The organism is Streptomyces sp. NPDC026417, from assembly GCF_055567695.1.
Window position 1 is genome coordinate 94919 of record NZ_JBVHPY010000018.1, and the last position, 26633, is coordinate 121551.

At 69.3% G+C, this 26633-nt stretch carries 25 protein-coding genes, 4 tRNA genes and 1 pseudogene; 6 read left to right on the top strand and 24 right to left on the bottom strand.

Translation table 11 applies throughout. The features are described 5' to 3' along the window. Nucleotides 1-32: 32 nt before the first annotated feature. From rpoB to ACZ4NT_RS26595, 10 genes are all read right to left on the bottom strand, one after another. Nucleotides 33-3518, bottom strand: a complete 3486-nt coding sequence (rpoB, locus tag ACZ4NT_RS26550; RefSeq protein WP_121405495.1) for a DNA-directed RNA polymerase subunit beta — start codon at nucleotides 3516-3518, stop codon at nucleotides 33-35. A 613-nt stretch (nucleotides 3519-4131) separates the two neighbouring features. Continuing rightward, on the bottom strand, nucleotides 4132-4515 hold the full coding sequence (gene rplL / locus ACZ4NT_RS26555; RefSeq protein ID WP_121405494.1) for a 50S ribosomal protein L7/L12: 384 nt from the start codon (nucleotides 4513-4515) through the stop codon (nucleotides 4132-4134). Nucleotides 4516-4624: 109 nt separating this feature from the next. After that, nucleotides 4625-5155, bottom strand: a complete 531-nt coding sequence (rplJ, locus tag ACZ4NT_RS26560; RefSeq protein ID WP_121405493.1) for a 50S ribosomal protein L10 — start codon at nucleotides 5153-5155, stop codon at nucleotides 4625-4627. 352 nt (nucleotides 5156-5507) lie between these two features. Beyond that, entirely contained in the window at nucleotides 5508-6365 is an 858-nt protein-coding gene (locus tag ACZ4NT_RS26565; RefSeq protein WP_467727973.1) for an SCO4651 family lipoprotein, read from the bottom strand. A gap of 122 nt (nucleotides 6366-6487) precedes the next feature. Continuing rightward, nucleotides 6488-7336, bottom strand: coding sequence for an SCO4651 family lipoprotein (locus tag ACZ4NT_RS26570; RefSeq protein ID WP_467727975.1), 849 nt, complete (start codon nucleotides 7334-7336; stop codon nucleotides 6488-6490). 185 nt (nucleotides 7337-7521) lie between these two features. Beyond that, nucleotides 7522-8247 (bottom strand): 50S ribosomal protein L1, encoded by a 726-nt coding sequence (gene rplA / locus ACZ4NT_RS26575; protein ID WP_121405490.1) that lies wholly within the window; start codon nucleotides 8245-8247, stop codon nucleotides 7522-7524. Nucleotides 8248-8326: 79 nt separating this feature from the next. Beyond that, nucleotides 8327-8761 carry a 50S ribosomal protein L11 gene (gene rplK, locus ACZ4NT_RS26580; RefSeq protein WP_030359033.1) on the bottom strand — a complete coding sequence of 145 codons (435 nt, stop codon included), beginning with the start codon at nucleotides 8759-8761 and terminating at the stop codon, nucleotides 8327-8329. Between the two features lie 192 nt (nucleotides 8762-8953). Continuing rightward, nucleotides 8954-9838: a transcription termination/antitermination protein NusG gene (gene nusG, locus ACZ4NT_RS26585; protein ID WP_121405489.1), complete on the bottom strand. Its 885-nt coding sequence runs from the start codon at nucleotides 9836-9838 to the stop codon at nucleotides 8954-8956. A 77-nt stretch (nucleotides 9839-9915) separates the two neighbouring features. After that, nucleotides 9916-10203 carry a preprotein translocase subunit SecE gene (gene secE, locus ACZ4NT_RS26590; RefSeq protein ID WP_121405488.1) on the bottom strand — a complete coding sequence of 96 codons (288 nt, stop codon included), beginning with the start codon at nucleotides 10201-10203 and terminating at the stop codon, nucleotides 9916-9918. Between the two features lie 107 nt (nucleotides 10204-10310). Continuing rightward, nucleotides 10311-10383 (bottom strand) — tRNA-Trp (locus ACZ4NT_RS26595). Nucleotides 10384-10595: 212 nt separating this feature from the next. On the opposite strand from ACZ4NT_RS26595, the gene ACZ4NT_RS26600 reads away from it, so the two are divergent. Then, nucleotides 10596-11822, top strand: a complete 1227-nt coding sequence (locus ACZ4NT_RS26600; RefSeq protein WP_121405487.1) for a pyridoxal phosphate-dependent aminotransferase — start codon at nucleotides 10596-10598, stop codon at nucleotides 11820-11822. Between the two features lie 157 nt (nucleotides 11823-11979). Further along, entirely contained in the window at nucleotides 11980-12999 is a 1020-nt protein-coding gene (locus ACZ4NT_RS26605; RefSeq protein WP_121405486.1) for an adenosine deaminase, read from the top strand. Here ACZ4NT_RS26605 and ACZ4NT_RS26610 read toward each other — a convergent pair. Continuing rightward, nucleotides 12996-13610, bottom strand: a complete 615-nt coding sequence (locus ACZ4NT_RS26610; protein WP_183116978.1) for a TetR/AcrR family transcriptional regulator — start codon at nucleotides 13608-13610, stop codon at nucleotides 12996-12998. The two genes, ACZ4NT_RS26605 and ACZ4NT_RS26610, sit on opposite strands and share 4 nt — an antisense overlap. Nucleotides 13611-13709: 99 nt before the next feature. Here ACZ4NT_RS26610 and ACZ4NT_RS26615 point away from each other — a divergent pair, with 99 nt between their 5' ends. After that, nucleotides 13710-14342 carry an NAD(P)-dependent oxidoreductase gene (locus tag ACZ4NT_RS26615; protein WP_467727979.1) on the top strand — a complete coding sequence of 211 codons (633 nt, stop codon included), beginning with the start codon at nucleotides 13710-13712 and terminating at the stop codon, nucleotides 14340-14342. A 27-nt stretch (nucleotides 14343-14369) separates the two neighbouring features. On the opposite strand, the gene ACZ4NT_RS26620 is transcribed toward ACZ4NT_RS26615, so the two are convergent. The 9 genes from ACZ4NT_RS26620 to ACZ4NT_RS26660 form a co-directional block, all read right to left on the bottom strand. Next, nucleotides 14370-15425, bottom strand: coding sequence for a UDP-N-acetylmuramate dehydrogenase (locus ACZ4NT_RS26620; RefSeq protein WP_121405484.1), 1056 nt, complete (start codon nucleotides 15423-15425; stop codon nucleotides 14370-14372). A 142-nt stretch (nucleotides 15426-15567) separates the two neighbouring features. After that, on the bottom strand, nucleotides 15568-15948 hold the full coding sequence (locus ACZ4NT_RS26625; RefSeq protein ID WP_467727981.1) for a DUF3291 domain-containing protein: 381 nt from the start codon (nucleotides 15946-15948) through the stop codon (nucleotides 15568-15570). 31 nt (nucleotides 15949-15979) lie between these two features. Further along, nucleotides 15980-17425 (bottom strand): MFS transporter, encoded by a 1446-nt coding sequence (locus ACZ4NT_RS26630; RefSeq protein ID WP_467727983.1) that lies wholly within the window; start codon nucleotides 17423-17425, stop codon nucleotides 15980-15982. A gap of 100 nt (nucleotides 17426-17525) precedes the next feature. Next, complete coding sequence (locus ACZ4NT_RS26635; protein WP_183116977.1) at nucleotides 17526-18095, bottom strand: TetR/AcrR family transcriptional regulator; 570 nt, start codon at nucleotides 18093-18095, stop codon at nucleotides 17526-17528. Nucleotides 18096-18225: 130 nt separating this feature from the next. Next, entirely contained in the window at nucleotides 18226-18654 is a 429-nt protein-coding gene (locus tag ACZ4NT_RS26640; protein WP_121405482.1) for a MaoC family dehydratase, read from the bottom strand. A 1-nt stretch (nucleotide 18655) separates the two neighbouring features. Continuing rightward, nucleotides 18656-19108: a MaoC family dehydratase N-terminal domain-containing protein gene (locus ACZ4NT_RS26645; RefSeq protein ID WP_121405481.1), complete on the bottom strand. Its 453-nt coding sequence runs from the start codon at nucleotides 19106-19108 to the stop codon at nucleotides 18656-18658. A gap of 130 nt (nucleotides 19109-19238) precedes the next feature. After that, on the bottom strand, nucleotides 19239-19403 hold the full coding sequence (gene rpmG, locus ACZ4NT_RS26650; RefSeq protein WP_003948671.1) for a 50S ribosomal protein L33: 165 nt from the start codon (nucleotides 19401-19403) through the stop codon (nucleotides 19239-19241). Nucleotides 19404-19491: 88 nt separating this feature from the next. Next, nucleotides 19492-19564: transfer RNA gene (locus tag ACZ4NT_RS26655), tRNA-Met, on the bottom strand. Nucleotides 19565-19610: 46 nt separating this feature from the next. Then, nucleotides 19611-19683: transfer RNA gene (locus tag ACZ4NT_RS26660), tRNA-Thr, on the bottom strand. Between the two features lie 600 nt (nucleotides 19684-20283). Here ACZ4NT_RS26660 and ACZ4NT_RS26665 point away from each other — a divergent pair. Next, a complete protein-coding gene (locus tag ACZ4NT_RS26665) occupies nucleotides 20284-21543 on the top strand; it encodes an amidohydrolase family protein (protein ID WP_467727986.1) in 1260 nt (419 codons plus the stop codon). Between the two features lie 447 nt (nucleotides 21544-21990). On the opposite strand, the gene ACZ4NT_RS26670 is transcribed toward ACZ4NT_RS26665, so the two are convergent. Beyond that, nucleotides 21991-22989 (bottom strand): hypothetical protein, encoded by a 999-nt coding sequence (locus ACZ4NT_RS26670; RefSeq protein ID WP_467727988.1) that lies wholly within the window; start codon nucleotides 22987-22989, stop codon nucleotides 21991-21993. A 182-nt stretch (nucleotides 22990-23171) separates the two neighbouring features. Between ACZ4NT_RS26670 and ACZ4NT_RS26675 the strand changes: the two genes are divergently transcribed. Further along, complete coding sequence (locus ACZ4NT_RS26675; protein ID WP_121405478.1) at nucleotides 23172-23828, top strand: SDR family oxidoreductase; 657 nt, start codon at nucleotides 23172-23174, stop codon at nucleotides 23826-23828. An 8-nt stretch (nucleotides 23829-23836) separates the two neighbouring features. Here ACZ4NT_RS26675 and ACZ4NT_RS26680 read toward each other — a convergent pair. The 3 genes and pseudogenes from ACZ4NT_RS26680 to ACZ4NT_RS26690 form a co-directional block, all read right to left on the bottom strand. Further along, nucleotides 23837-24050 (bottom strand): annotated as a pseudogene (locus ACZ4NT_RS26680) (hypothetical protein). 149 nt (nucleotides 24051-24199) lie between these two features. Then, the gene (locus tag ACZ4NT_RS26685; RefSeq protein ID WP_467727990.1) at nucleotides 24200-25423 is read right to left on the bottom strand and encodes a right-handed parallel beta-helix repeat-containing protein; all 1224 of its coding nucleotides are present in this window, start codon (nucleotides 25421-25423) and stop codon (nucleotides 24200-24202) included. A 271-nt stretch (nucleotides 25424-25694) separates the two neighbouring features. Continuing rightward, a tRNA-Tyr gene (locus tag ACZ4NT_RS26690) sits at nucleotides 25695-25776 on the bottom strand. Nucleotides 25777-25977: 201 nt separating this feature from the next. Here ACZ4NT_RS26690 and ACZ4NT_RS26695 point away from each other — a divergent pair. Continuing rightward, on the top strand, nucleotides 25978-26466 hold the full coding sequence (locus ACZ4NT_RS26695; RefSeq protein WP_121405475.1) for a YajQ family cyclic di-GMP-binding protein: 489 nt from the start codon (nucleotides 25978-25980) through the stop codon (nucleotides 26464-26466). Nucleotides 26467-26633 lie beyond the last annotated feature (167 nt).

A 26633-nucleotide genomic window follows, 5' to 3' on the forward strand; every position in this document is an offset into this window, starting at 1 on the left:
GCCTAGGGCTGAGCCCCCGTACCGGACTCCCGTCAGACCTCTTCGACGCTGCTCGGCTCGCGCCGGGACAGGTCGATGCCAAGCTCCTCCGCAGCGCGGAAGACGTCCTCGTCGGTGTCGCGCATCTCGATGGACATGCCGTCCGAGGACAGCACCTCCACGTTGAGGCACAGGGACTGCATCTCCTTGATGAGCACCTTGAAGGACTCGGGGATGCCGGGCTCCGGGATGTTCTCGCCCTTGACGATGGCCTCGTAGACCTTCACGCGGCCGGTCACGTCGTCGGACTTGATGGTCAGCAGCTCCTGGAGGGCGTACGCGGCGCCGTATGCCTCCAGCGCCCACACCTCCATCTCACCGAAGCGCTGGCCACCGAACTGGGCCTTACCACCCAGCGGCTGCTGGGTGATCATCGAGTACGGACCGGTCGAGCGGGCGTGCAGCTTGTCGTCGACCAGGTGGTGCAGCTTGAGGATGTACATGTAGCCGACCGAGATCGGCTCCGGGAACGGCTCGCCGGAGCGGCCGTCGAACAGCCTCGCCTTGCCGGAGGGGAGCACCATGCGCTCGCCGTCGCGGTTCGGGATGGTGTGCTGCAGCAGACCCGCGAGCTCGTCCTCGCGCGCACCGTCGAAGACGGGGGTCGCGACGTTGGTGCCCGGGTCGACCCGGTCGGCCTCGATGGCCTGCAGGCGCTGCGCCCACTCCTCGCTGAGCCCGGAGACGTCCCAGCCGCGGCTGGCGAGCCAGCCGAGGTGGATCTCCAGGACCTGTCCCGGGTTCATTCGGGACGGGACACCCAGCGGGTTGAGGATGATGTCGACCGGGGTGCCGTCCTCCAGGAACGGCATGTCCTCGATCGGCAGGATCTTCGAGATGACGCCCTTGTTGCCGTGACGGCCGGCGAGCTTGTCACCGTCGGTGATCTTGCGCTTCTGCGCCACGTACACGCGCACCAGCTGGTTCACACCGGGGGGAAGCTCGTCGCCCTCCTCGCGGTCGAAGACGCGGACGCCGATGACCTTGCCGATCTCGCCGTGCGGCACCTTCAGCGAGGTGTCGCGCACTTCGCGCGCCTTCTCACCGAAGATCGCGCGGAGCAGGCGCTCCTCGGGGGTCAGCTCGGTCTCACCCTTGGGCGTGACCTTGCCGACGAGGATGTCGCCGGCGACGACCTCGGCACCGATACGGATGATGCCGCGCTCGTCGAGGTCGGCGAGGACCTCCTCGGAGACGTTCGGGATGTCCCGGGTGATCTCCTCCGGGCCGAGCTTGGTGTCACGGGCGTCGACCTCGTGCTCCTCGATGTGGATCGAGGAGAGGACGTCGTCCTGCACGAGGCGCTGCGACAGGATGATCGCGTCCTCGTAGTTGTGACCCTCCCACGGCATGAACGCCACGAGCAGGTTCTTGCCGAGCGCCATCTCGCCGTTCTCGGTGGCGGGACCGTCGGCCAGCACCTGGCCGGCGATGATCCGGGCGCCCTCGTCCACGACAACCTTCTGGTTGACCGAGGTGCCCTGGTTGGAGCGCGAGAACTTGGCGAGGCGGTACGTGGTGTACGTGCCGTCGTCGTTGGCGGTGGTGATGTAGTCCGCGGAGACCTCCTGGACCACACCGTCCTTCTCCGACTTCAGGACGTCACCGGCGTCGACCGCGCAGCGGTACTCCATGCCGGTGCCGACCAGCGGCGCCTCGGACTTGATGAGCGGCACGGCCTGGCGCATCATGTTCGCGCCCATGAGGGCACGGTTGGCGTCGTCGTGCTCGAGGAACGGGATCATGGCGGTCGCGACCGACACCATCTGGCGCGGCGAGACGTCCATGTAGTCGACGTCGTCACCGGGGACGTAGTCGACCTCTCCGCCACGACGGCGGACCAGGACGCGGGCCTCCTCGAACCGGAAGTCGTCGCTCAGCGGCGCGTTGGCCTGGGCGATGACGAAGCGGTCCTCCTCGTCGGCGGTCAGGTAGTCGACCTCGTCGGTGACCACACCGTCGGTGACCCGGCGGTAGGGCGTCTCGACGAAACCGAACGCGTTGACCCGGCCGTAGGAGGCGAGCGAGCCGATCAGGCCGATGTTCGGGCCTTCGGGGGTCTCGATCGGGCACATGCGGCCGTAGTGCGAGGGGTGCACGTCTCGGACCTCGAAGCCGGCCCGCTCACGCGACAGACCACCGGGACCCAGAGCCGAGAGACGACGCTTGTGCGTCAGACCCGACAGCGGGTTGTTCTGGTCCATGAACTGCGAGAGCTGGCTGGTGCCGAAGAACTCCTTGATGGAGGCGACGACCGGCCGGATGTTGATCAGGGTCTGCGGCGTGATCGCCTCGACGTCCTGGGTCGTCATCCGCTCGCGGACGACGCGCTCCATACGAGCCAGACCCGTGCGGACCTGGTTCTGGATGAGCTCGCCGACGTTGCGCAGACGACGGTTGCCGAAGTGGTCGATGTCGTCGGTCTCGACGACGATCGACGTGCCGTTGTCGCCAACGGTCTCGGTCTCACCGGCGTGCAGCTTCACCAGGTACTTGATCGTCGAGATGATGTCCTCGACGGTCAGGACGCCGGCGTCCAGCGGGGCTTCGCCGCCCAGCTTCTTGTTCACCTTGTAGCGGCCGACCTTGGCGAGGTCGTAGCGCTTGGGGTTGAAGTAGAGGTTCTCGAGCAGCGTCTGCGCGGCCTCACGGGTCGGCGGCTCGCCCGGACGCAGCTTGCGGTAGATGTCGAGGAGCGCGTCGTCCTGGCCCTGGGTGTGGTCCTTCTCCAGGGTGGCGCGCATGGACTCGTACTCGCCGAACTCCTCGAGGATCTGCTCGGTCGTCCAACCGAGAGCCTTCAGAAGAACGGTGACGGACTGCTTGCGCTTGCGGTCGATGCGGACACCGACCATGTCGCGCTTGTCGATCTCCATCTCGAGCCAGGCGCCCCGGGAGGGGATCACCTTGGCCGAGAAGATGTCCTTGTCGGACGTCTTGTCGATGGAGGAGTCGAAGTAGACACCCGGCGAACGGACCAGCTGCGACACCACGACACGCTCGGTGCCGTTGATGACGAAGGTGCCCTTGTTGGTCATGAGCGGGAAGTCGCCCATGAAGACCGTCTGGGACTTGATCTCGCCGGTCTCGTTGTTGGTGAACTCGGCGGTGACGAAGAGCGGGGCCGCGTACGTGAAGTCGCGCTCCTTGCACTCGTCGATGGAGTTCTTGGGAGGCTCGAAGCGGTGGTCGCGGAACGTCAGCGACATCGACCCGGAGAAGTCCTCGATCGGGGAGATCTCCTCGAAGATCTCCTCCAGACCGGACTTGGTGGGGACGTCCTGTCCGTTGTCCAGAGCCGCCTCGACACGAGCCTTCCACGCGTCGTTGCCGAGCAGCCAGTCGAAGCTCTCGGTTTGCAGCGCAAGAAGGTTCGGAACCTCGAGGGGCTCCTTGATCTTTGCAAAGGAGATGCGCAGCGGGGCGGTGCTGGCGCCGTTGTTCGTATTCGCGGTCGAGGCAGTGCGCGAGGCGGCCAAGAGGGGGTCCTTCCGAGGGCTCGGACTCACTACGCGCGTACCGGTCCCCAGCTCGGACACAGAGACGAACCGTTCCTGATTTCGGCCGATAAGGCCAGGTCAGAGATGATTCGATCGTCGGCGGTCAAGCGAGGGTATGCCCCTGGTGACGGGCAGGAGGCAGCTAACAGGCAGCGCAAAGGGTCAGTGTAGCCACTAGGCCCACTGATGTCCAGTGCGGGTTTTTGAAGACCCTCGTTGTTCTCAACCCCTGCTGCAAGCCATGCCCTCGATGCACATCGATACTGCCCTCTTCGCCGCCGATCCATGCCTCGGATCCGGATCGTTGTGACGACGCGTCCTGAGAATTGCGCGCTCCGTGCAGTTCGTCAAGGCCCCCCAAGCCCGAACAAGATGCTGCCAACGTCACGTGCCGCTCGTCCAGGGTCCGCCGGAGGCACGACGAAGATCACCATACTCGTCGCGACCGGCAGCGCAAGGCAGCCGCTCGGGGACCCCCTGAACGCCGAAAAGCGACCACCCAAGTGGGTGATCGCTCTTCGGTGCGTCAGCGTTACAGCGCTACGGGAGCGGCTGTGTCGGCGCGCGTGAGCCCCTCGCGGGACTCGTGGTGTTACTTGACCTCGACGGAGGCGCCGGCGCCCTTGAGGGACTCGGCGGCCTTCTCGGCGGCGTCCTTGGCGACCTTCTCGAGGACCGGCTTCGGAGCGCCGTCCACGAGGTCCTTGGCCTCCTTCAGACCCAGGGAGGTCAGCTCACGCACGACCTTGATGACCTGGATCTTCTTGTCGCCGGCACCCGTGAGGATGACGTCGAACTCGTCCTGCTCCTCAGCGGCCTCGGCCGGGGCGCCGGCAACCGGACCACCGGCAACGGCGACCGGGGCGGCGGCGGTGACGTCGAACTTCTCCTCGAAGGCCTTCACGAACTCGGAGAGCTCGATGAGGGTGAGGTTCTCGAACTGCTCGAGCAGCTCTTCCTGGGACAGCTTCGCCATGATGGCGTCCTTCCACTAATTCGGCAGGTGCCGGATGTACTGGTGAGGCGGGCGTACGTTCGGCCCGCTGCGACCGTCGCCTCAGGCGGCGGTCAATGCGCGAGCCGAATTACTCGGCACCGCCCTGCTCGGCCTGCTTGGCACGAAGCGCCTCCGCGGTGCGGACGAACTTCGAGGGGAGCGCCTGGAAGAGCGCGGCAGCCTGGGACTGCTTGCCCTTCATGGCACCCGCCAGCTTGGCGAGCAGAACCTCGCGGGACTCGAGGTCCGCAAGCTTCTTGATCTCGTCGGCGGACAGCGCCTTACCGTCAAGGACACCGCCCTTGATGACGAGGTTGGGGTTGTCCTTGGCGAAGTCACGAAGACCCTTCGCCGACGTCACCGGGTCACCGGTGATGAAGGCAACCGCCGTCGGACCGTTGAACAGGTCGTCGAGCTGGTTGATCCCGGCCTCGTTGGCCGCGATCTTGGTCAGCGTGTTCTTCACCACGGCGTACTGGGCGTCTTCACCGAGCGAACGACGCAGCGTCTTGAGCTGCGCCACGGTGAGACCCCGGTACTCGGTCAGCACGGCGGCGTTCGAGCTGCGGAACTGGTCCGCGAGCTCGGCTACCGCGGCAGCCTTGTCGGGCCTTGCCATAAGCGTGGCCTCCTTCCGGGTGATGAGGACCGCTCAGAAGAGGCCGACAAAACAAAACGCCCCGGCGCAGGCGCAGGGGCGTGGCTCGACCGGCTGTTCGCGAGCGAACTCCCGGGAGCACATCCACAGTCACCTACGCGGGTCGTCCGCAGTTTCAGCGGATCCTTCGGCCGCCGCACTCTCTGACGAGCGCACGGCAACGACCAGCGGTCTTTGGCTTCTGTGGAAGAGTACGCGAACGCATCGCCGTCGAGCAAATCCACCCGGAAGGCACCGGTCCGGACCGCGGTGTCCCCGCCCTGCCGGGGCGGGGAGCGCCTGGTACGGGTGCCTGTCGGGCGCCGGGGCGGGCTCAGCCCTCCTGGGCGTCGCTCAGGGCCTCGGCCAGGTCGACGGTGTCGGCGGCGGCCGGGGCGCGCACCGTCACGGGCTTGTTGAGGTCGAGGAAGGTGATGGTCATGTCGAGCGGGCCCTTGTCCGCGTCACCGCGCATCCGGAACTGCTTGGTGTGCTCGTCCTCGTCGATCCACATGTCCATGGTGAGCTTGTCGACGCCCATGTCCTCGTACTGCTTGAGGCTCTTCTCGCGCGACTTGCGCGTGGCCTTGTCCTCGTCCTTGAGTCCGTCGCGGAACTCGTCGAGGGTGACCGTTCCCTTGTAGTGGGTGGTCTCGACGCCGTCCACCTTCTCGGTGCCGACCTTCTTCACGTCCTTGGAGCCGGTGAGGAACGTGGACTCCTGGGCCGGGTTCTTCTCGACCTGGTCCTGCATGCCGAGGCCGCCGGCACCGGAGGCGCCGCCCTTCTCCGTGACGCCGAACTTCATCCAGTGCTTGCCGTCCATCTCCTCGGCGGCCTCGGCGCCGCCGCTCACGTAGAGCGCGCCGTCGACGAAGCGGAGCTCCACCTCTCCGCTGTCGGGCCCCGCGTCCTTCGCCGACATCTTCATGCTCATGGCCATCGGCTTCATGCTCATCGAGGCCTCGGCCTCCACCCGGCCCTGCTCCGGGACCTGGCCCTTCATCCGGTAGCGCAAGGACGTGATGTCCTCCGTGTTCTTCGCGGCCTTGGCCACGGCGGCGGCGGGCGCCATCGACGGCGACTCCTCGCCGCCCTTGGAACACGCGACCGCTCCCCCGCCCAGGGCGAGGGCGGCGAGTGCCACTCCGGTCGTCCCGCGTCGTACGGTTCCGCGCACAGTCGTCAGCATGGTTCCCCCCAAGGAACGGACAGCGTTCTCACAGCAAGAGCGGAGAGCGTAACCCAGCGGGATTCGCGCGGTCTCCCGAGTTCCGTGGGACCACAGGGGCACGTGAGGCCGGTCGGGCCGGGTCAGGGGGTCTTCGTGTCCGCGAGGTCCGCGAAGTCGACGGTGTCGTCGGCGGGCGGTCGCTCGGGGACCCGGACCGGGGTCCCGAAGTCGCGGTAGTACGCCGTCGTCAGCGAGGTGCCGTTCTCCGTCTCGCCCCGCTCCGACCGCTTGACCAGCAGGCCCTCGGCGTCGACCCAGATGTCGACCTTCTCCTTCGTGACCCCGGCCTGGGTGAACCACTTCCGGAGTCCGGCCACCTGCGCGGCGGTCAGCCCGGGGTGCGAACGGCCCAGCCCGGCCGCGGTCGCGGTGCCCGTGTAGTGCGTCGTACGGACTCCGCGGACCCGCTCCGTACCGGCCTCGCGGGCGTCGGACGCCGCCAGGAGCAGTTCCACGGACTGGGCCGGGGTGAAGTTTACGGAGGCGTCGTAGTCGTACCGGATCCAGTGCCTGCCGCTGCCGGAGACGGTGGCGAACCGGTCGCTCATCCGGGCGTAGTAGGCCCGGGAGACGAAGCGGGCCGGCGTGGAGCTGTTGCCGAGATCCCGCATGGTCCGGGCCCAGCTGCCGCCGGTGTAGGTGATGGTCAGGGTGCCCGAGAGGCCCTTGCTCCAGCCGAGGGTGCCCTTGGACCGGGTGGCCACCGTGTCCCCCAGCGCCATGGTGCAGTCGACGCGGGCCGATCCCGCCCGGTGCGTCCTGCTCCGGACCTCCTTCAGGGCCGCGGTGACCGAGGGGTTCACGGCGGCGCCGCGGTCGTCGTCCCGGCCCGGTGCGGAGTCGTCCGGGCCGCAGGCGGTCAGGGTGCCGGTCAGGGCGCCGAGCACGGCCATCGACAGGCCCGCACGCCGCAGCACGGTGCTGATCATGTCCCCCACCCCTGAGCGATGACTGTGATCGGCACGTTAGCGCAGGCCACTGGCGCGGGGGCGGGGTTCGCGCATCCCGCGGGAGCCGGGAGAAAGGGGACGGGCCCCGCACCTCGAAAGGTGCGGGGCCCGTCCTGTGCATCTACATCGCGTGCGCGACGCGGCTGCCTCGGTGAGCGCTGGGCTCAGACGGCGGCCGGGTCCTCCTCGACGAGGAGGTTGCGGGTGCGGTTCGGGTCGACGGGAACGCCGGGGCCGATCGTGGTGCTGATCGCGGCCTTCTTGATGTAGCGACCCTTGGCGGCGGACGGCTTCAGACGAAGGATCTCGTCCAGCGCGGCGCCGTAGTTCTCCACCAGCTGGGAGTCGTCGAAGGACGCCTTACCGATGATGAAGTGCAGGTTCGAGTGCTTGTCGACGCGGAACTCGATCTTGCCGCCCTTGATCTCGGTCACGGCCTTGGCCACGTCCGGGGTCACGGTGCCGGTCTTCGGGTTCGGCATCAGACCACGCGGGCCGAGGACACGGCCGAGGCGGCCGACCTTGCCCATGAGGTCCGGGGTGGCGACGACGGCGTCGAAGTCCAGACGGCCCTTCGACACCTCGTCGATGAGCTCGTCGGAGCCGACGATGTCGGCGCCCGCGGCGAGCGCGGCCTCGGCACGGTCACCGGTCGCGAAGACCAGGACCCGGGCGGTCTTACCGGTGCCGTGCGGGAGGTTCACGGTGCCACGGACCATCTGGTCGGCCTTGCGCGGGTCGACACCCAGGCGGAAGGCGACCTCGACGGTGCCGTCGAACTTGGTCGTGGAGGTCTCCTTGGCGAGACGGACGGCCTCGAGCGGGGCGTAGAGCTTGTCCCGGTCGATCTTGGCGTCCGCAGCGCGGAGAGACTTGCTGCGCTTGCTCACTACTGCTCCTGTGTGTTCTGAGGAGTCGTGGTCCGGGCCGAGCAGGCCCTTCCACGGTTCAAGACTTACGAGGTGGGGTTCAGCCCTCGACCGTGATGCCCATGGAACGGGCGGTGCCGGCGATGATCTTCGACGCGGCGTCCAGGTCGTTGGCGTTCAGGTCGGGCATCTTGGTCGTGGCGATCTCACGGACCTGCGCCTGGGTGATCTTGGCGACCTTGGTCTTGTGCGGCTCGCCGGAGCCCTTCTCCACGCCCGCAGCCTTGAGGATCATCTTCGCGGCCGGCGGCGTCTTGGTGATGAAGGTGAAGGAGCGGTCCTCGTAGACCGTGATCTCCACCGGGATGACCCAACCGCGCTGCGACTCGGTCGCGGCGTTGTAGGCCTTGCAGAACTCCATGATGTTGACGCCGTGCTGGCCCAGCGCGGGGCCGACCGGCGGAGCCGGGTTGGCGGCACCGGCCTGGATCTGGAGCTTGATAAGCCCCGTGACCTTCTTCTTCTTGGGAGGCATTCCGGGTCCTCTTTCGTTTTCGCCTTCCTACGTCCGAGTCGCCCCAGACGGCTGCCCTCAACCGGACCAATGATCCGGATGGAGGCATACCGCACAACGATAACGGGTATCTGTGCGCGGCCAAAAACCGAGCAGGTCAGACCGGCTGCGAGAGCCTGTCTGACCTGGTCGGAGGCATCTGTTCCAGAAGGGCTAGTTCTTCTGGATCTGGTCGAAGGAGAGCTCGACCGGGGTCTCGCGACCGAAGATCTCGACGAGCCCCTTGACCTTCTTCGAGTCGGCGTTGATCTCGTTGATCGTCGCCTGCAGCGTCGCGAACGGGCCGTCGGTGACGGTGACCGAGTCGCCGACCTCGAAGTCCAGCACCTGGACCTCGACCTTGCGGGCCGGAGCCGGCTTGCCCTCGGCCTCGGCGGCCTCGCGGGCGGCCTTCTCCTCGGCCTCCGGGGCGAGCATCTTGACGATCTCGTCCAGGGTCAGCGGGTACGGGTCGTAGGCGTTGCCCACGAAGCCGGTGACGCCCGGGGTGTTGCGGACGACGCCCCAGGACTCGTTCGTCAGATCCATGCGCACCAGCACGTAGCCGGGGAGCTTGTTCTGCCGGATGGTCTTGCGCTCGCCGTTCTTGATCTGCGCGACCTCTTCCTGCGGCACCTCGGCCTGGAAGATGAAGTCCTCGACGTTCAGCGAGACGGCGCGCTGCTCGAGGTTGGTCTTCACGCGGTTCTCGTAACCGGCGTAGGTGTGGATGACGTACCACTCGCCGGGGAGGGTGCGCAGTTCCTCGCGCAGGGCGGTGACGGGGTCGACCGGCTCGGCCTCTTCCTCGGCGACGGCCTCGTCGGCGGAGTCCTCGTCGGACGCCGTCTCCTCGGTGTCGTCGGTGGCCTCGACGTCGTCGGCGGACTCGTCGGACTCGTCCTCGACCTGTGACGCCTCGTCGGCGGGCTCGCCCGCCTCGGCGTCGGCAGCCTCGGCCTGGTCCGGGTCCTCGGCGTCCGCCGCCTCAACGATGTCGAGCTCGTCCTCAGCGGACTCGACCGACTCGGTGGCGTCGTTCAGGTTCGGGTCAGACACGGTGGCTGCTTCTTCCTGGATACATGGGGGTGGAACACGCGAAAGGGGCGCCGGTGACGGCGCCCTTCGCTCTTGGCTCAGCCGAAGACGTACTTGGCGGCGTGATCGAGTCCATAGTCAATCACGGTGACCAGACCGATCATGATGATGACGAAGACAATCACCACGGTCGTGTACGTCGTCAGCTGATTGCGAGACGGCCAGACGACCTTGCGGAGTTCCGCGACGATCTGGCGGTAGAAGAGGGCAAGGCGCTTCAGCGGGCCCTTCTTGGCACGCTTGCCGCCCTTGCGGGTCTTCTTCTTGGACTCCGGCGCCTCGTCCTGGGCATCAGGCATGTCGATGGAGCCCACGGCGTCCGTCACTCGTCCTCACCTGATTCCGGGTCGTGGCCGTGCCGCGCCCGGTTGAGCCGCACGGCGGTGCAAAGCAGTACGTACATGCGCACACATCCTGGCGAAGGAGTGTGTAGCAGGGCCGGAGGGACTTGAACCCCCAACCGCTGGTTTTGGAGACCAGTGCTCTACCAATTGAGCTACGACCCTTTGGTTCCCCCAACGTACCGCATCCGCCCGGGTGCTCGGTGTGCACCGGGAGGGCGCGGCCGGTGAAGGCCAACGAGGTGAGAGTGTACGTGCTCGGCGGCCGGGCGTCGAACAGAAAGTGTCCGTACGGGCTTTGTCCGTGGTTGATCCATGGGTGTTCAGTCTGTGAAACCCGCGTGCCGGGGGAGTTTCCGGTCTGAAACGATGGGCCCATGAGCGCTGCAACCCCTCCCACCGAGCGTCGGGTCTCCGCCCGGATCGGTGCGATCTCCGAGTCCGCAACCCTCGCCGTGGACGCCAAGGCGAAGGCCCTCAAGGCCGCCGGGCGTCCGGTGATCGGCTTCGGCGCCGGTGAGCCCGACTTCCCGACCCCGGACTACATCGTCGAAGCCGCCGTCGAGGCGTGCAAGAACCCGAAGTACCACCGCTACACGCCGGCGGGCGGTCTGCCCGAGCTGAAGGCCGCGATCGCCGCCAAGACGCTGCGCGACTCCGGCTACGAGCCCGACGTCTCGCAGGTCCTCGTGACCAACGGTGGCAAGCAGGCCATCTACGAGGCCTTCGCCGCGATCCTCGACCCGGGCGACGAGGTGATCGTCCCGGCGCCGTACTGGACGACCTACCCGGAGTCGATCCGCCTCGCCGGTGGTGTGCCGGTCGAGGTGGTCGCGGACGAGACCACCGGCTACCGGGTCTCGGTCGAGCAGCTGGAGGCGGCGCGCACGGAGAAGACCAAGGTGGTCCTCTTCGTCTCCCCCTCGAACCCCACCGGCGCCGTCTACACCGAGGCCGAGACCGAGGCCATCGGCCGCTGGGCCGTCGAGCACGGCCTGTGGGTGCTCACCGACGAGATCTACGAGCACCTGGTCTACGGGGACGCGGTCTCCGTCTCGCTGCCGGCCCTCCTGCCCGAGCTGCGCGACAAGTGCATCGTCGTCAACGGCGTCGCCAAGACGTACGCCATGACCGGCTGGCGGGTGGGCTGGATCATCGGCCCGAAGGACGTCGTCAAGGCCGCGACCAACCTGCAGTCGCACGCCACGTCGAACGTCTCCAACGTGGCGCAGGTCGCCGCCCTCGCCGCCGTCTCGGGCGACCTGGAGGCCGTCGCGAAGATGCGCGAGGCCTTCGACCGCCGCCGCCGGACCATCGTGCGCATGCTGAACGAGATCGACGGCGTGCTCTGCCCGGAGCCGGAGGGTGCCTTCTACGCGTACCCGTCGGTGAAGGCGCTGCTCGGCAAGGAGATCCGCGGCAAGCGCCCGCAGGACACGGTCGAGCTGGCCGCACTCATCCTGGAGGAGGCCGAGGTCGCGGTCGTCCCGGGCGAGGCCTTCGGTACGCCGGGCTATCTGCGACTGTCGTACGCCCTGGGCGACGAGGACCTGGTCGAGGGTGTCTCGCGGGTCCAGAAGCTGCTGGCCGAAGCGCGCGACTGACGTTCTCGTACGCCCTCGGGGCGTCGTTCCCCTTTTCGTGCGCCACGCGCGTGTGCGGGCCGCCTCCTGTCGGGGGCGGCCCGCTTCTTCGTTCGAACAAGACCACGATCAGGGAAAACGCTACCGGCGCGACATTCCCGTGCGGCAGGATCCTGGGATGGAGCGTGTACGTGATCTCTCTGAACTGCCCAAGGCCCATCTGCACCTGCACTTCACGGGGTCCATGCGCCCCAGCACCCTGCTGGAGCTGGCCGACAAGCACGGGGTGCGGCTGCCGGACGCGCTGACCGGCGCGGAGCCGCCGCAGCTGCGGGCGACCGACGAGCGGGGCTGGTTCCGCTTCCAGCGGCTGTACGACGCGGCCCGGTCCTGCCTCCAGGATCCCGAGGACATCCGGCGGCTGGTGCGCGAGGCCGCCGAGGAGGACCTGAAGGACGGTTCCGGGTGGCTGGAGATCCAGGTCGACCCGACGTCGTACGCACCGCGCCTGGGCGGGCTCATCCCGGCCCTGGAGATCATCCTGGACGCGGTGGACTCGGCCGTGCGGGAGACCGGCCTCGGGATGCGCGTCCTGGTGGCCGCGAACCGGATGAAGCACCCGCTGGACGCCCGCACGCTGGCCCGCCTGGCGGTGCGGTACGCGGACCGGGGCATCGTCGGCTTCGGGCTCTCCAACGACGAACGGCGGGGCATGGCGCGGGACTTCGACCGTGCCTTCGCGATCGCGCGGGAGGGCGGGCTGCTGTCGGCGCCGCACGGCGGCGAGCTCGCCGGGCCCTCGTCCGTACGCGACTGCCTGGACGACCTGCACGCCACGCGGATCGGGCACGGGGTGCGGGCCGCCGACGATCCGCGGCTGATGAAGCGGCTGGCGGACCGTCAGGTGACCTGCGAGGTCTGCCCGGCCTCGAACGTCGCCCTGGGCGTCTACGAGAAGCCCGAGGACGTACCCCTGAGGACTCTGTTCGAGGCGGGGGTCCCGATGGCGCTCGGAGCCGACGACCCGCTCCTGTTCGGCTCGCGTCTCGCCGCCCAGTACGAGATCGCCCGCCGCCACCACGGCTTCACGGACGCGGAGCTGGCCGAGCTGGCCCGGCAGTCCATCCGCGCCTCGGCCGCCCCGCAGGACGTCCGGGCGAAGCTGCTGTCCGGCGTCGACGACTGGCTCGCCTCCTAGAGGGAGATGCCGCGCAGGAGGGTGCGGGCGAGAGCGGGGGCGAAGGTGTCCAGGTCGGGGGCCTCGCCCTCCTCGGTCGCGTCGTAGGCGAAAGCGCGCTGCGCGCAGGCGCCCAGCAGCAGGGAGGCCGCCGTGTAGGTGTCGGCACGGACATGGACGCGTCCGGCGCGCTGCTCGGCCCGCAGATACGCGTCGACCCCGCGGATCGGCATGTGCGGGCCGGCACCGAGCCGCCGCATGGCCTCGTCGTGACGCCTCTTGAGCTGCTTCTCGGCGTACAGGGAGGCGGCGATCGGGAAGCTCTGCTCGTAGAACAGGGCGGCCTGGCGGGCGATCTCCGTGAGGTTCTCCTCGACGCTGTGCGCGCCCGGATCGGCCGTGAGTCTGCCCAGGAGCGGGCCGAGGGTGGGCAGCCGCTCCTCCAGGACGTGGATGAACAGCTCCTCCTTGTTGGCGAAGTGCTTGTAGAGGGCCGCCTCGGAGCAGCCGGCCGCGCGGGCGATCTCCTTGGTGGTGGCGCGGGCGAGGCCCACGGTGAGCATCAGTTCGTGTGCCGCGTCGAGGATGCGCGGCCGTGCCGGTTTCCGCCGCACGGGCCCCGAGGTGTCCATGGCCGTTCCGATCAGGCTTGACGGGTGGGTGAGTACTTACTCACTCTAGAAGGAAGCTCGGTAAGTGAACACTCACCCACCTCCTACTGGGAGCACGCCATGAAGCTCACCGTTTTCGGTGCCACCGGAGGCATCGGCCAGGAGATCGTGCGGCAGGCGCTGGACGCGGGCCACGAGGTGACCGCGGTGGTCCGGGACCCGGCCCGCCTCACCGTCCGGGGTGCCGGTCTCCAGGTCCATCGCGCGGACCTCACGGACGCGGACGCGGTGCGCCCCGCGGTGGCGGGACGGGACGCGGTCCTCTCCGGGCTCGGTGCCCGCAGCCGCAAGGACGCGGGCGTCGCGGCCGGGCTGACGCGTACGGTGCTGGACGCCATGGAGGCGGAGGGCACCCGGCGGCTGCTGGTGGTGAGCGCCGCTCCGGTGGGCCCGGTGCCCGAGCGGCAGGCCGTCCTGGACCGTGCCGTGCTGGCCGTGATCAACACACTGCTGAAGGACGTCTACGCGGATCTGCGGGCGATGGAGCGGGAACTGGCGGCGAGCGCGACGGACTGGACGTCGGTGCGCCCTCCGCGGCTGACGAACCGGCCGGTCACCGGCACGTACCGGCGGGTCGTCGGCGGGAACCCGAGCCGGGGCCGGACCATCGCGCGCGCCGACGTGGCGCACGCGACGCTGGCGATGACCGACGATCCGGCGACGGTGAAGCAGGGCGTCGGCGTCGCCTACTAGGGACCGGGGGCCGCTTCGGATCGCCCCCTAGAGGTCGACGCCCACCGTCACCGGCTCGTTGACCAGTGTGATCCCGAAGGCGTCCCGGACGCCCGCGACGACCTCGCGGGCCAGCGCGAGCAGGTCCTCGGTGGTGGCCCCGCCCCGGTTGGTGAGGGCCAGCGTGTGCTTGGTGGAGATCCGGGCGGGACCGGTGCCGTAGCCCTTGGTGAAGCCAGACTTGTCGATCAGCCAGGCCGCGGAGGTCTTGGTGTGGCTGTCGCCGGCGGGATAGGCCGGCGGCATCGCCTCGTCGCCGAGCCGCTCCCGCACGCGCGCGTGGAACACGGCGAACTCCTCGTGCGTGAGGATCGGGTTGGTGAAGAACGACCCCGCCGACCAGGTGTCGTGGTCCTCCGGGTCGAGGACCATCCCCTTGCCGGACCGCAGCTTCAGGACGGTCTCGCGGGCGGCGCCGAGGGGCACGCGGTCGCCCGCCGCCACGCCGAGGGCCCGCGCCGTCTCGGCGTACTTGACCGGTGCCGAGAGCCCGGCCGCGTCCTCCAGCTGGAAGCGGACGCGCAGCACGACGAAGCGCTCGGGGTCCGCCTTGAAGCGGCTGTGGCGGTACGAGAAGGCGCAGTCGGCGTTGGCCAGCGTGACCGTCTCGCGCGTCCGGCGGTCGTAGGCGACCACTTCGGTGATGGTCGACGACACTTCCTGGCCGTACGCACCGACGTTCTGGATGGGCGTGGCACCCGCCGAGCCGGGGATTCCGGCGAGGCACTCGACGCCGGCGAGTCCGGCCTCGACGGTGCGGGCGACGGCGTCGGTCCACACCTCGCCCGCGGCCAGCTCCAGCCTCGTACCGTCGAGGCCGATGCCGGTCGTGGCGATGCGCAGGGCCGTGCCTGCGAAGCCCTTGTCACCGATGACCAGGTTCGATCCGCCGCCGATGAGCAGCAGCGGCGTGCCGCTGTCGTCGGCCTCGCGGACGGCGGCGATCACCTCGGCGTCGGTCGTGGCGGTGATCAGCCGGTCGGCGGGCCCGCCGAGCCGGAAGGTGGTCAGGGGGGCGAGCGGAGCGTCGTGGAGTTCCTGCACGGGCTCAAGAGTACGAGAGAGCACGGGAGCCTCTGCCCACGGTAGGGCCCGGCGGGGGGGCGGGGCGTTCCCCGCGGGACGCCGGACGGCAGGGGACGGCCCCGCCGGTCGGGCGGGGCCGTCCTCGGGATCGGGACCGTGCTCAGCCGAAGCGCCGCAGCACCTCGTCCCAGTCGAGGGGCAGGGCGTCGGACGTCACCGTCCAGGTCAGGAACGTCGCGTCCCGCATCAGGGGCCGCAGGCCGCCGGCGGCCGGAGCGTGCGGGCCGGACCGGGCGAAGTGCTTGAGCGCCGCGGGCGACTCCCAGGCGGAGAGGGTCCAGAAGGTCCGCCGCAGGGGCCACGCCTTGAGGGAGGCCCCGTACGCGCCCGGCGCCTTGCGGACCTGGCGCCACACACCGGGCGTGCGGGCGAAGAACGTGAGGGCTCCCCAGAGGGTGCGGGTCTCGAATCGGGAGGCCATGACGTGCACCTCGGTGTGCTGCGGCGGGGTGTTCGGCACGGTCCACGGGAGAGTGGGCACGAGGGGTACTCCTTCCTGGGCTTACGGGTGCTCAGAGGGAGACGGTTTCCTTGGCCGGTTCCCCGGCCGGGGTGACGGTGCCGGCGTCGTCGGGCCGCACGGTGCGGCGGCCCGGGATGGCCAGTGCCGCCATCGCCGCCACGGCCACCACCGAGGCACCCACCCACAGCGCGGGCCGCAGGCCGTCCACGAAACTCTGCGCGGACTCGTAACCGCCCTGGGCGGCGAAGATCGAGGACATCACCGCGATGCCGAGTGCGCCGCCGACCTCGCGCAGGGCGTTGTTGGCGCCGGAGGCGATGCCCTGCTCCCGCGGCAGCACGCTGGACATGACCAGCGCCGAGGCCGGGGCGAAGTACAGGGACATCCCAATGCCGCTGACGATCAGGCCGGGCAGCTGTCCGGAGTAGGAGACGTCCGCGGTGACCACGGCGGCGAGGTAGGCGAGCCCGGCGGCCTGCAGGAAGAGACCCGCGGCGACGACCGGCCGGCCCCCGACGCGGTCGGAGAGGTAGCCGGCGATCGGCGCGACGAGCATCGGCATCCCGGTCCAGGGCAGCATCCGCAGCCCGGCCTCGGTCGGCGAGTAGCCGAGGACGCCCTGCATGTACTGGCTCAGCAGGAAGATCGAGCCGAACATGCCGAGGAACATCAGCAGGCTGGCCGCGTTGATACCGGCGAAGGCACGGGATCGGAAGAGCCGCATCGGGAGCATCGGGGCCTCGGCGCGGATGCCGTGGAGAACGAACGCGGCCAGCAGCGCGGCGCCGGCGAACAGGGCCGTCAGGACGAGCCCGCTGCTCCAGCCGTCGGCGGGCCCCCGGACCAGCCCGTACACGATCCCGAAGAGGCCGCCGCTGGCGAGGACGGTGCCGGTGATGTCCAGCGGGGCGCCGCTGCCGTGGGACTCGGAGAGGCGGAGCCGGGCCAGGGGCAGCAGCGCGAGACCCAGCGGGACGTTCAGCCAGAAGATCCAGTGCCAGGACACGTGTTCCGTGAGACTGCCGCCGATGAGCGGCCCGGAAGCGACGGCGAGGCCGTTCACGGCTCCCCAGATCCCGAACGCCATCCCGCGCTTGGCGGCGGGGACCGCGGCCGTGAGCAGGGTCAGCGTGAGCGGCATCATGATCGCGGCTCCGACGCCCTGGACCGCACGGGCGGCGATCAGCGAGTCGATGCCGGGTGCCATGGCCGCGGCGGCGGAGGCCCCGGTGAAGACGGTGAGGCCGACGAGGAAGAGCCGGCGGCGCCCGAACCGGTCACCCAGGGCCGCGCCGAACATCAGCAGCACGGCGAAGGTGAGCGTGTACGCGCTGACGGTCCATTCGAGGTCGTCCAGCGCTCCCCCGAGGTCCTTGCGGATGGAGGGCAGCGCGGTGGTGACGACGAGGTTGTCCAGGGCGGCCATGAATCCGGCGACGCTGGTGATGACGAGGGCCCAGGCGGCGCCCCCGCGACGTGCGGTCTGCTCTGACATCTCTCCCCCAGAGGATGCTGGTGACTTCGGTTAGTTATTGATGACTAACTTTGGTGGGCGTGAGAAGGGGCCGCCGGAGCACTTCTCGCCCGGTTCTCGCTCACTTCTCCAGTCGGCCGTCGAGCCGCGCCGACGGGTAGATCCCTTCCCAGACCCGGTGCTCAGCCGGAAACCCCATGGCCACCAGGCAGTTGATGAGCATGCCGTACGCCATGAAGACCGTGGTCGCGTCGACGTCGGCACCGAGCGACAGGTGGACGGTGTCCCACAGCCGCGTCCAGCCGGCCCGCACCGCCTCCCCGAACTCGCGCTCCCCGGCCTGCTCGGCGGCGGCCACCGCCAGGTACATCTGCATCTGCATCATCAGCCGTTCGGGCTGCTCCGCGATGACCTTGCTGTACGCGTTCCCCATGGCCACCTGGGCCTCTTCGCCCTCGAGCCCCTCGGAGGCCTCCTCGAAGGTGCGGATCGTGTCCTCCACGCACCGCTCGGCCGCCGCGAGGAAGATCGCCTTCTTGCTGGGGAAGAGCCGGAAGAGATACGGCTGCGAGACACCGACCCGCTTGGCGATCGCCTCGGTCGAGGTCCCGTAGTAGCCGCCGCGGGCGAACTCGCTCGTCGCCGCACGGATGACGCTCTCGCGCCTCTCCTCTGCGCTCATCCTGACCATGCGAGAAAGTTAGTACTCAATCACTAACTTAGTCAAGGGATTGCGTGGGTGCCGAGCGGGGGCCTGATCGCAGTAAGGGGCGCCCTCCGATGGAGGGCGCCCCTTACGCACAGTCACACCGCGGCGATGCTCAGGCCAGCCGTACGACCGCTCGCGACATCCCCAGAACCTTCTGTCCGGCGCTCATCGCCGTGAGGTCGACGCGGACCGTGTTGTCGTCGAGCTTGGCCGCGACCTTGGCGCTGACCTCGATGGTCGCGCCCTGGTCGTCGTTCGGCACCACGACGGGCTTGGTGAAGCGCACGCCGTACTCGACGACCGCGCCCGGGTCGCCGACCCAGTCCGTGACGACACGGATGGCCTCGGCCATGGTGAACATGCCGTGCGCGATGACGTCGGGGAGACCGACCTCGACCGCGAACTTCTCGTTCCAGTGGATCGGGTTGAAGTCCCCGGAGGCGCCCGCGTACCGCACCAGCGTGGCGCGGGTCACGGGGAAGTCCTTGGCCGGCAGCTCGGTACCGACCTCGACGTCCGTGTAAGCGATCTTCGCCGCCATGTCAGCCCTCCTCCGCCGCACGCGCCACGAGCTTCGTGAGCGCCGTCACCACGTGCTCGCCCGCCTCGTCGTGGACCTCACCGCGGATGTCGACGATGTCGTTGCCCGCGAGGGACTTGATCGACTCGATGGTCGAGGTGACGGTGAGGCGGTCGCCCGCGCGCACCGGCCGGGTGTAGGCGAACTTCTGGTCGCCGTGCACCACGCGGTTGTAGTCGAGGCCCAGTTGGGGGTCCTGGACGACCTGTCCCGCGGCCTTGAAGGTGATCGCGAAGACGAAGGTCGGCGGGGCGATCACATCGGAGTAGCCGAGCGCCTTGGCGGCCTCGGGGTCCGTGTACGCGGGGTTGTCGTCCCCCACTGCCTCCGCGAACTCGCGGATCTTCTCCCGGCCGACCTCATAGGGGTCGGTGGGCGGGTAGGACCGCCCCACGAAGGACTGGTCGAGCGCCATGGGCTCGGCACCTCCTGGTTTTCCAGCCGGAACAACGAGTCTCAGCCGAGGTCCGCGGCGGGACGCTCGGCCGGTGAACGACGCGAGGCCGCCCCCGTTGCTGGGGACGGCCTCGTGTACGAGCCTGGATCTATCGCGTTTCGCGGTGCGCGGTGTGCGCGTTGCAACGCGGGCAGTGCTTCTTCATCTCCAGTCGGTCCGGGTTGTTACGCCGGTTCTTCTTGGTGATGTAGTTCCGCTCCTTGCACTCCACGCAGGCCAGCGTGATCTTCGGGCGGACGTCGGTGGCAGCCACAGGAGTGCTCCTTGACGAACGGATGGGACGATTAACGCATAGAAGAGTAGCCGATCGAAGGACCGACCCCACAATCGGCTACTGTCAGTAGCGGTGACCGGACTTGAACCGGTGACACAGCGATTATGAGCCGCTTGCTCTACCGACTGAGCTACACCGCTGAGATGCGATCGGGCCCCGCCTTGCGACGGGAACCTCACACACCAGAGCCCCAATACGGAATCGAACCGTAGACCTTCTCCTTACCATGGAGACGCTCTGCCGACTGAGCTATTGGGGCGAGCGATGAAGACATTACACGGTCGGCCGCCGATCGCCCAAATCCGTTTCGCGGCACCTGCCCCGGGGTGTCTCCCACGCGCTCCAAGGGCTGCTCCCGGGGGTGCGGACGGGGCGCAGGAGGCCTGGCCGGTCCGGCGGTCGGGGCTCACCGGGCGGCGGTGCCGCGGTGGTTGCCGATACGCGGGTGATCGTCGGTGCGTGAGTCATCGCCGGTGCGCGGACGGCGGTGACGCCCGGGGTGACAGTCGAACGGGGGCGGCGATGACGCTCGTCCGCACGGAGCGTGCCGTCGCGTGAGCGAGACGGGGTGGGCCGGCGGGCACGCGAGGTTGATGCTCGTGCGCACGGGGTGAGTGCTGGTGCGCACGAGGCCACGGGGATCGCGGGAAGCCGGTACGCCGGACGAGCCGGCCGGGTCCGTTCGGCCTGCTCACGGGACCCCTCCGGCCCATTCGCCGGATCCGGTCAACCTGCTGACCACACCAGTACGACTATTGCGCTCCTCCCGGATACGGGCGCGTCGCGACCCTAGGCTCGACTCACTCTGCGTGATCTTGCGTCCCTGCCGCGCAGACGTCCCCGAACCCCCAGGAGCGCGATGCCCGACAGCCAGCCGCAGCCGCACCACTCCTCGTCCTCCTCCTCGGGGCACGCCGACACCGCGGCCCTCGTGCTGTGCGGGGCACGGCTCACCGACGGCAGGACCGTGGACGTGCGGCTGGTCGGCGGACGCATCGAGGCCGTGGGCACCGCGGGGAGCCTCACCCCCGGCGGGGCCCCGGCCCACGGCACCCGGGTGGACCTCGACGGCTACCTGCTCCTGCCGGCGCCGGCCGAGGCACACGCACACGGCGACACGGCCTTCACGGCCGACGAGGACGGCCCGCTCTCGTACGACCCGGACGAGGTCCAGCGCCGGGCCACGGAGGCGGCGCTGCTCCAACTCGGCCACGGGGCCACGGCGTTGCGGTCGCACGTCCATGTCGGAGACGTGCAGGGGCTGGGCGCGCTGGGGGCCGTGCTCCAGGCGCGGCGGGCGCTGCGCGGCCTCACCGAACTGTCGGCGGTGGCGATGCCCCGGCTGCTGACCGGGGCGGCCGGCGCCGACGGTCTCGCGATGCTGCGGGACGCCGTGAAGATGGGCGCCTCCGTGGTGGGCGGCTGCCCGGACGCCGATCCGGATCCGACGGGATACGTGGAGGCGGTCCTGGAGGTCGCCTCAGAACACGGCTGCCCGGTCGACCTGCACACGGACGGCGCCGACCCGGCCCGGCTGGCCCGCCTCGCGGCGATGGCGGGCGGGCTGCGTCCGGGCGTGACGATCGGCCCCTGCGGCGGTCTAGGACGGCTGCCCGCCGAGGTGGCGTCCCGCGCGGCCGACCAACTCGCGGCGGCCGGGGTCACGGTGGTGTGTCTCCCGCAGGGTGGCTGCGGCGGCGTCGACCGGCACGGGACGGCTCCGGTACGGCTGCTGCGGTCGGCCGGTGTACGGGTCGCGGCGGGCAGCGGTGCCCTGCGCGACGTCTCGAACCCGGTCGGACGCGGGGACCCGCTGGAGGCGGCCTACCTGCTCGCGTCCCGCTACGGACTGCGGCCCGAGGACGCCTACGACACCGTCGGTTCCGCCGCCCGAGGCGCCCTCGGGCTTCCCGGAGTCCGTGTGGAGGCGGGCTTCCCGGCGGAACTGCTCGCGGTGCGCGGCGACGGGCTGGCGGGCGCGCTGTCGCTGGCGTACAGCCGGATCGTCGTCCACGCGGGGCGGGTGGTGGCGCGGACGAGCGCGGTGCGGGAGTACTGCAGTTCGGGTGCGGCGGCGGGGCTCGACCTGCCTCGGCAGGGGCGGGGGGAGCCGTCGTGACGGGGTGCCCGGCGGCGTAGGCGGTCCCGGGCGGCGGGCCGGCCCGGGCGGGGTGGCCGGTTGCCCTGACGGAGCGCGGCTGGCGGCTGGGCGAGCCCGGCCGCCGGGTCGGCCCGGGTGGGGTGGGCGGTCTGCCCTGACGAAGGGTGCTCGGTGGTACGGCGGCTCGGGGCGCGCCGCGGGCCTCGTGGGCGGTTGCGTGCGGCACGGTCCGGCGGGCGTGGCGTGGGGCCTGACAGGCGTGGTGAGCGGCGCGTTCTGACTGACGGGCATGGCGTGCAGCGCGGCCTGGCAGCCGGGCGTGGCGTGCAGCGCGGCCTGGCAGCCGGGCGTGGCGTGCAGCGCGGCCTGGCAGCCGGGCGTGGCGTGCAGCGCGGCCTGGCAGCCGGGGGAACTCACGCGCGTGCGGGTTCCCTCGGCCGCCGGGCCGCTGTCCTCACGGACGGGTCAGAGCGCGCCGCCGCCCAGCAGGCCCGCGGTGAGCGGGTTGCCGTCGCGCAGCGCGTCCGCCGGGAACTCCTTGGCACCCGACGGGGCCTTCACGTCACCCGCTTCGGTGAACTTCAGGACGAGAGGCAGCTTGGCTCCGTTCGGCTTGTCGGCGAGGACGGCCAGGTCGATCCTGACCTGCTTGAGGTCGCCGTTCTTCAGCTTGAAGTCGACGGCCACCTTCTTGTTCGGTGCGTCCTTGAGGTCCCTGGCCGTGGGGAGTTCGGCGCCCGGAGGGAGGTCTCCCTCCAGCGGACGGAGTTTGTCGAACAGGCCGGTGAGCAGGTCACGGAAGTTGGCCCTGGCGACGACGTGTTCGCCGTCGCCGCCGCTCTTGTTGCGGAAGGTGACCTCGTCGGTGATGACACCGCGTACGGCCTTCATGATCTTGCGCTGGGTCTTGGCGTCGATCTCGTCGCCGCCACCGGAGCCCCCGGCGCCCTTGCCCGACTTCTCCAGGTCGCGGGTGTCGACCTTGGCCCACTCGCCTTCGAGGACGCTCTTGAACTCCTTTTTCTCTTCGGGGAGTTCGTCGGCCGTCGGGAAGGGGAATCCCATGGCGTCGCCGACGGCCTGCAGGTCGGCGCGGTAGTACATGAAGTCGCCGACGACCCGGTACTCGGCCAGGACGCCCTTGGAGCCGGCGATCTGCACGCTCGTACCGATGAGGTCCTTCTCGCCCGAATCGGCCAGCGCCTTGCGGGACTTGACCGTCACGTCGATGTGCAGTCCGGTGATGAACTCGGTGAACGCCTCGGGCATCTCCTCCCCCGGCTCGGCGTCCCCCGACAGCGAGGCCAGCGCCTCGGGGGTGGCGTCCAGGCCCAACTCGAAGGCGAGCGACTTCTGTTCGCCGAGCCGGTCGACGGCGTGGTCGACCTTCTGGCCGGCGGTCAGATTCTCGACGGTGCCGCAGGCTGTCGCCGTGGCGAACAGGACGGCGGCACAGCCGGCCACGGTGACGGTCTTGCGTATGGCGGTGATGGCGGTCTCCTAACGAGGCCGGACTACGCCGCACGCCCCCGGGCGTCGTACGGCGTAGCACAGCGACCTCTGATTCCAGTGATCACTGCTATGACCCGCGAACCGTCCGCAGGGTTGTGCGGCGAACCCGCCCACCCGGGCGTACGGTCGGAATCATGCGCATTGTCATTGCTGGAGGTCATGGTCAGATCGCGCTGCGGCTGGAGCGTCTGCTCGCCGCGCGCGGCGACGAGGCGGCGGGCATCATCCGCCGCGCGGAACAGGGCGACGATCTGCGGGAGGCCGGCGCCGAGCCGGTCCTGTGCGATCTGGAGTCGGCCTCGGTCGAGGAGGTCGCCGGGCATCTGCGCGGTGCCGACGCCGCCGTCTTCGCGGCGGGCGCCGGTCCGGGCAGCACCGTGGCCCGCAAGGACACCGTGGACCGGGCCGCGGCGGTCCTGTTCGCGGACGCGGCGGAACTGGCGGGCGTACGCCGGTACGTCGTCGTGTCCTCCATGGGCGCGGACGCCGCGCACCAGGGCCACGAGGTGTTCGACGCGTATCTGCGCGCCAAGGGCGAGGCGGACGACTACGTACGCAGCCGGGACGCCCTGGACTGGACGATCCTCCGCCCGGGTGCCCTGACCAACGACCCGGGTACGGGCCGGGTCCGCCTGGAGGCCTCCACCGGACGCGGCTCGGTCCCCCGTGACGACGTCGCGGCGGTCCTCGCGGAACTGGTGGACACCCCGGCGACGGCCGGTCTCACCCTGGAACTGATCAGCGGCTCCGCCCCGGTGTCGGTGGCGGTGAAGTCGGTGGCGGGGAACTAGCGCGACCGTCAGAACAGCGGCAGCTGGCCGGGGAAGTCGGGCACGACATACCCGTCCAGCGCCCGGCTGGGCCGCCCCGAGCTCGGCCTGCCGGCGGGACCCAGGGCACGACACCAGATCACCGCTCCCCCGGGCCCCGGCCGGGTCGTGCCGCGCGAACCGCCCGGCGACGACAGCGATCTCACGACGGCATGCGGGGCACTTCCTGCGGCGGGACGACATGTGATCCAGTGTGCCCGCCGCCCCGCCGGATCCGGGGGACGACGGAATCCACGTGACCGACGGATTCCGGGTGACGACGGGCCCCCGGTGCCGTGACGACGGAAGAGGTGCCGACGTCGGACGGGCCCCGGGGCGCGCACGCCCGACGACTACGCGAGGTAGGGATCGTCGTTCGTGATGTTCGTCGCCACTCCGATGAACGTGTTGCCGGCCGACGTCCCGAGCATGCCCTTGTAGTTGTAGATGGCCCACTGCATGCCGCTGAACGTGTTGTCGTACACGTTCGCGCCGATGTAGTGGTTGATGCCCACGCCGAACCTGTCGGCATTGCCGATGTCGTGGATGTGGTTGTTGTAGACGTTCAGATTCTTCACGGCATTGAACGGGCCGCCGCTGATGCCGATGATCAGGATGCCGTCCGTGAACCTGGTCCCGCTGATGTCGTTGTCGTGAATGTTGATGTTGTCGGCCGCCGCGTTCTGGAAGCCGCTGTACACAATGCCCGGCAGGGTTCCCGTACCGCTCTCGGAACCACCGACGATCGTGTTGTGGTGGATGAACACGTCGGACAGGGTCTCCGTGGAGGAGTTGGGTTCGAGGTCGATGGGGCCGGGCATCCCCGAGCGCGAGCACTTGACGAACCTGTTGTGGTGCACCTCGATGCGGGTGCCGGTGACGACGGAAACACCGTTCCGGTTGAAATGGTCGGACGTGAACGTGTTGTCCGGGCCGATGACGCAATTCTTGGCGGAACTGCCGATGTTGACGTAGACGCCGTCACCGATGATGTCGACGAACTCGCAGTTCCTGACCGTGACATTGCTGACGTTGCCCTGAATGCGCACGCAGTGCCGGTACTGGGACCAGGTCGCACCCTGCTTCGACGCCCGCCCGTCGAACTTGAGATCCTCGATGGTGACGCCTGACCCACGTACGGTCAGAATTTCGTCACTGTGGGTCGTGGATTCCGTGGAATTGTCCGGGAACCGCAAGGTCGAGCCGTTGCCTACGACGTGACAGCCCGCGGGAATCGACAGGGACGTGACCGTGTACGTCCGCCCGGCGGGAAAGACCAGGCGCTTGCCCGCGGCGGCGTCGGCCGCCCGCTGGGGCGTGGGGTAATCCTTCACGAGCACATCGGCCTTGGTGTCGCCGGGAATGCGCGGCGCCGCTGCCAGAAGCGGGACGGAGACCAGGGCCAGCATCGACCTGCGAGAGACGGGACGGGTGCCGGACAGTGCTTTCGCCGGTGACTTCTGCGCTCGGAACAAAACCAGAACTCCGTACCTGGGGGCGTCGGCGGATCGGCGCCGCTCACCGACGAATTTTATCCACAAGGCGCTAAATCGACATTGGGGTTCCGGTGTGCCCATTCTCACCGGATCCGGAGCACTCGCTCGTGCAGTCTTCGCGACCTCCGCCGACGAGGAGGCAGGGCGGTCCGACCCGATTCGCCCTCCGGTCACCGTCCGCGGGATGCCGCGCCTGAGTCCTCCGGGGAAGGGAGGACCGGTCCGCCCCGGGAGGGCGCTCTCCGCTGCCGACGGAGCAGGCGGACGCCCGGGAGGGCCGCTCCGTTGCGTGCGCACGAAAAGACCCCCTCCGGTCCACGTTTCCGCAGATCGGAGGGGGTCTACCTTCATGTGGCGGCGCCAGGATTCGAACCTGGGAAGGCTGAGCCGGCAGATTTACAGTCTGCTCCCTTTGGCCGCTCGGGCACACCGCCGGGGTCGCTGCCGTGAGGACCGCTTTGCGGCGGTGCTCCGTGGCAACGACGTAAACGATACCCGATGCCCGGGGGTGCTTCGCCACCCGATTGATCAGTACTCGGCGGGGGGTGGGTGGCTAGGCTTATGCGGATGCGGCGCGGGGCACATGCCGGCTCTGCTGCCGCCCCTACGCACCCCGATACAAGGAGCCACAGGACATGGCCGACTCCAGTTTCGACATCGTCTCGAAGGTCGAGCGGCAGGAGGTCGACAACGCCCTCAACCAGGCCGCCAAGGAGATCTCCCAGCGCTACGACTTCAAGAACGTGGGCGCCTCCATCTCCTGGTCCGGCGAGAAGATCCTGATGGAGGCGAACTCCGAGGAGCGGGTCAAGGCCATCCTCGATGTGTTCGAGACCAAGCTGATCAAGCGCGGGATCTCGCTCAAGTCGCTGGACGCCGGGGAGCCGCAGCTCTCCGGCAAGGAGTACAAGCTCTTCGCGTCCATCGAGGAGGGCATCTCCCAGGAGAACGCGAAGAAGGTCGCCAAGATCATCCGTGATGAGGGCCCGAAGGGCGTGAAGGCCCAGGTGCAGGGCGACGAGCTGCGCGTCAGCTCGAAGAGCCGGGACGACCTTCAGGCCGTGCAGGCGCTGCTCAAGGGCAAGGACTTCGACTTCGCCCTGCAGTTCGTGAACTACCGGTAGCCGTTGCCTCGTCCGTCGGACGGGCGGACGGACGCTGCCGACGAGTCGGCCCGGTGACCGGGCAGACGACTCGGCCCGGCGAGCGGTCGAAGCGTCCGGTCTGCGTGCGGCGCTGGGGCGACGCGAGTACGAGGAAGGGTGGGCACCCCGGGGTGCCCACCCTTCTC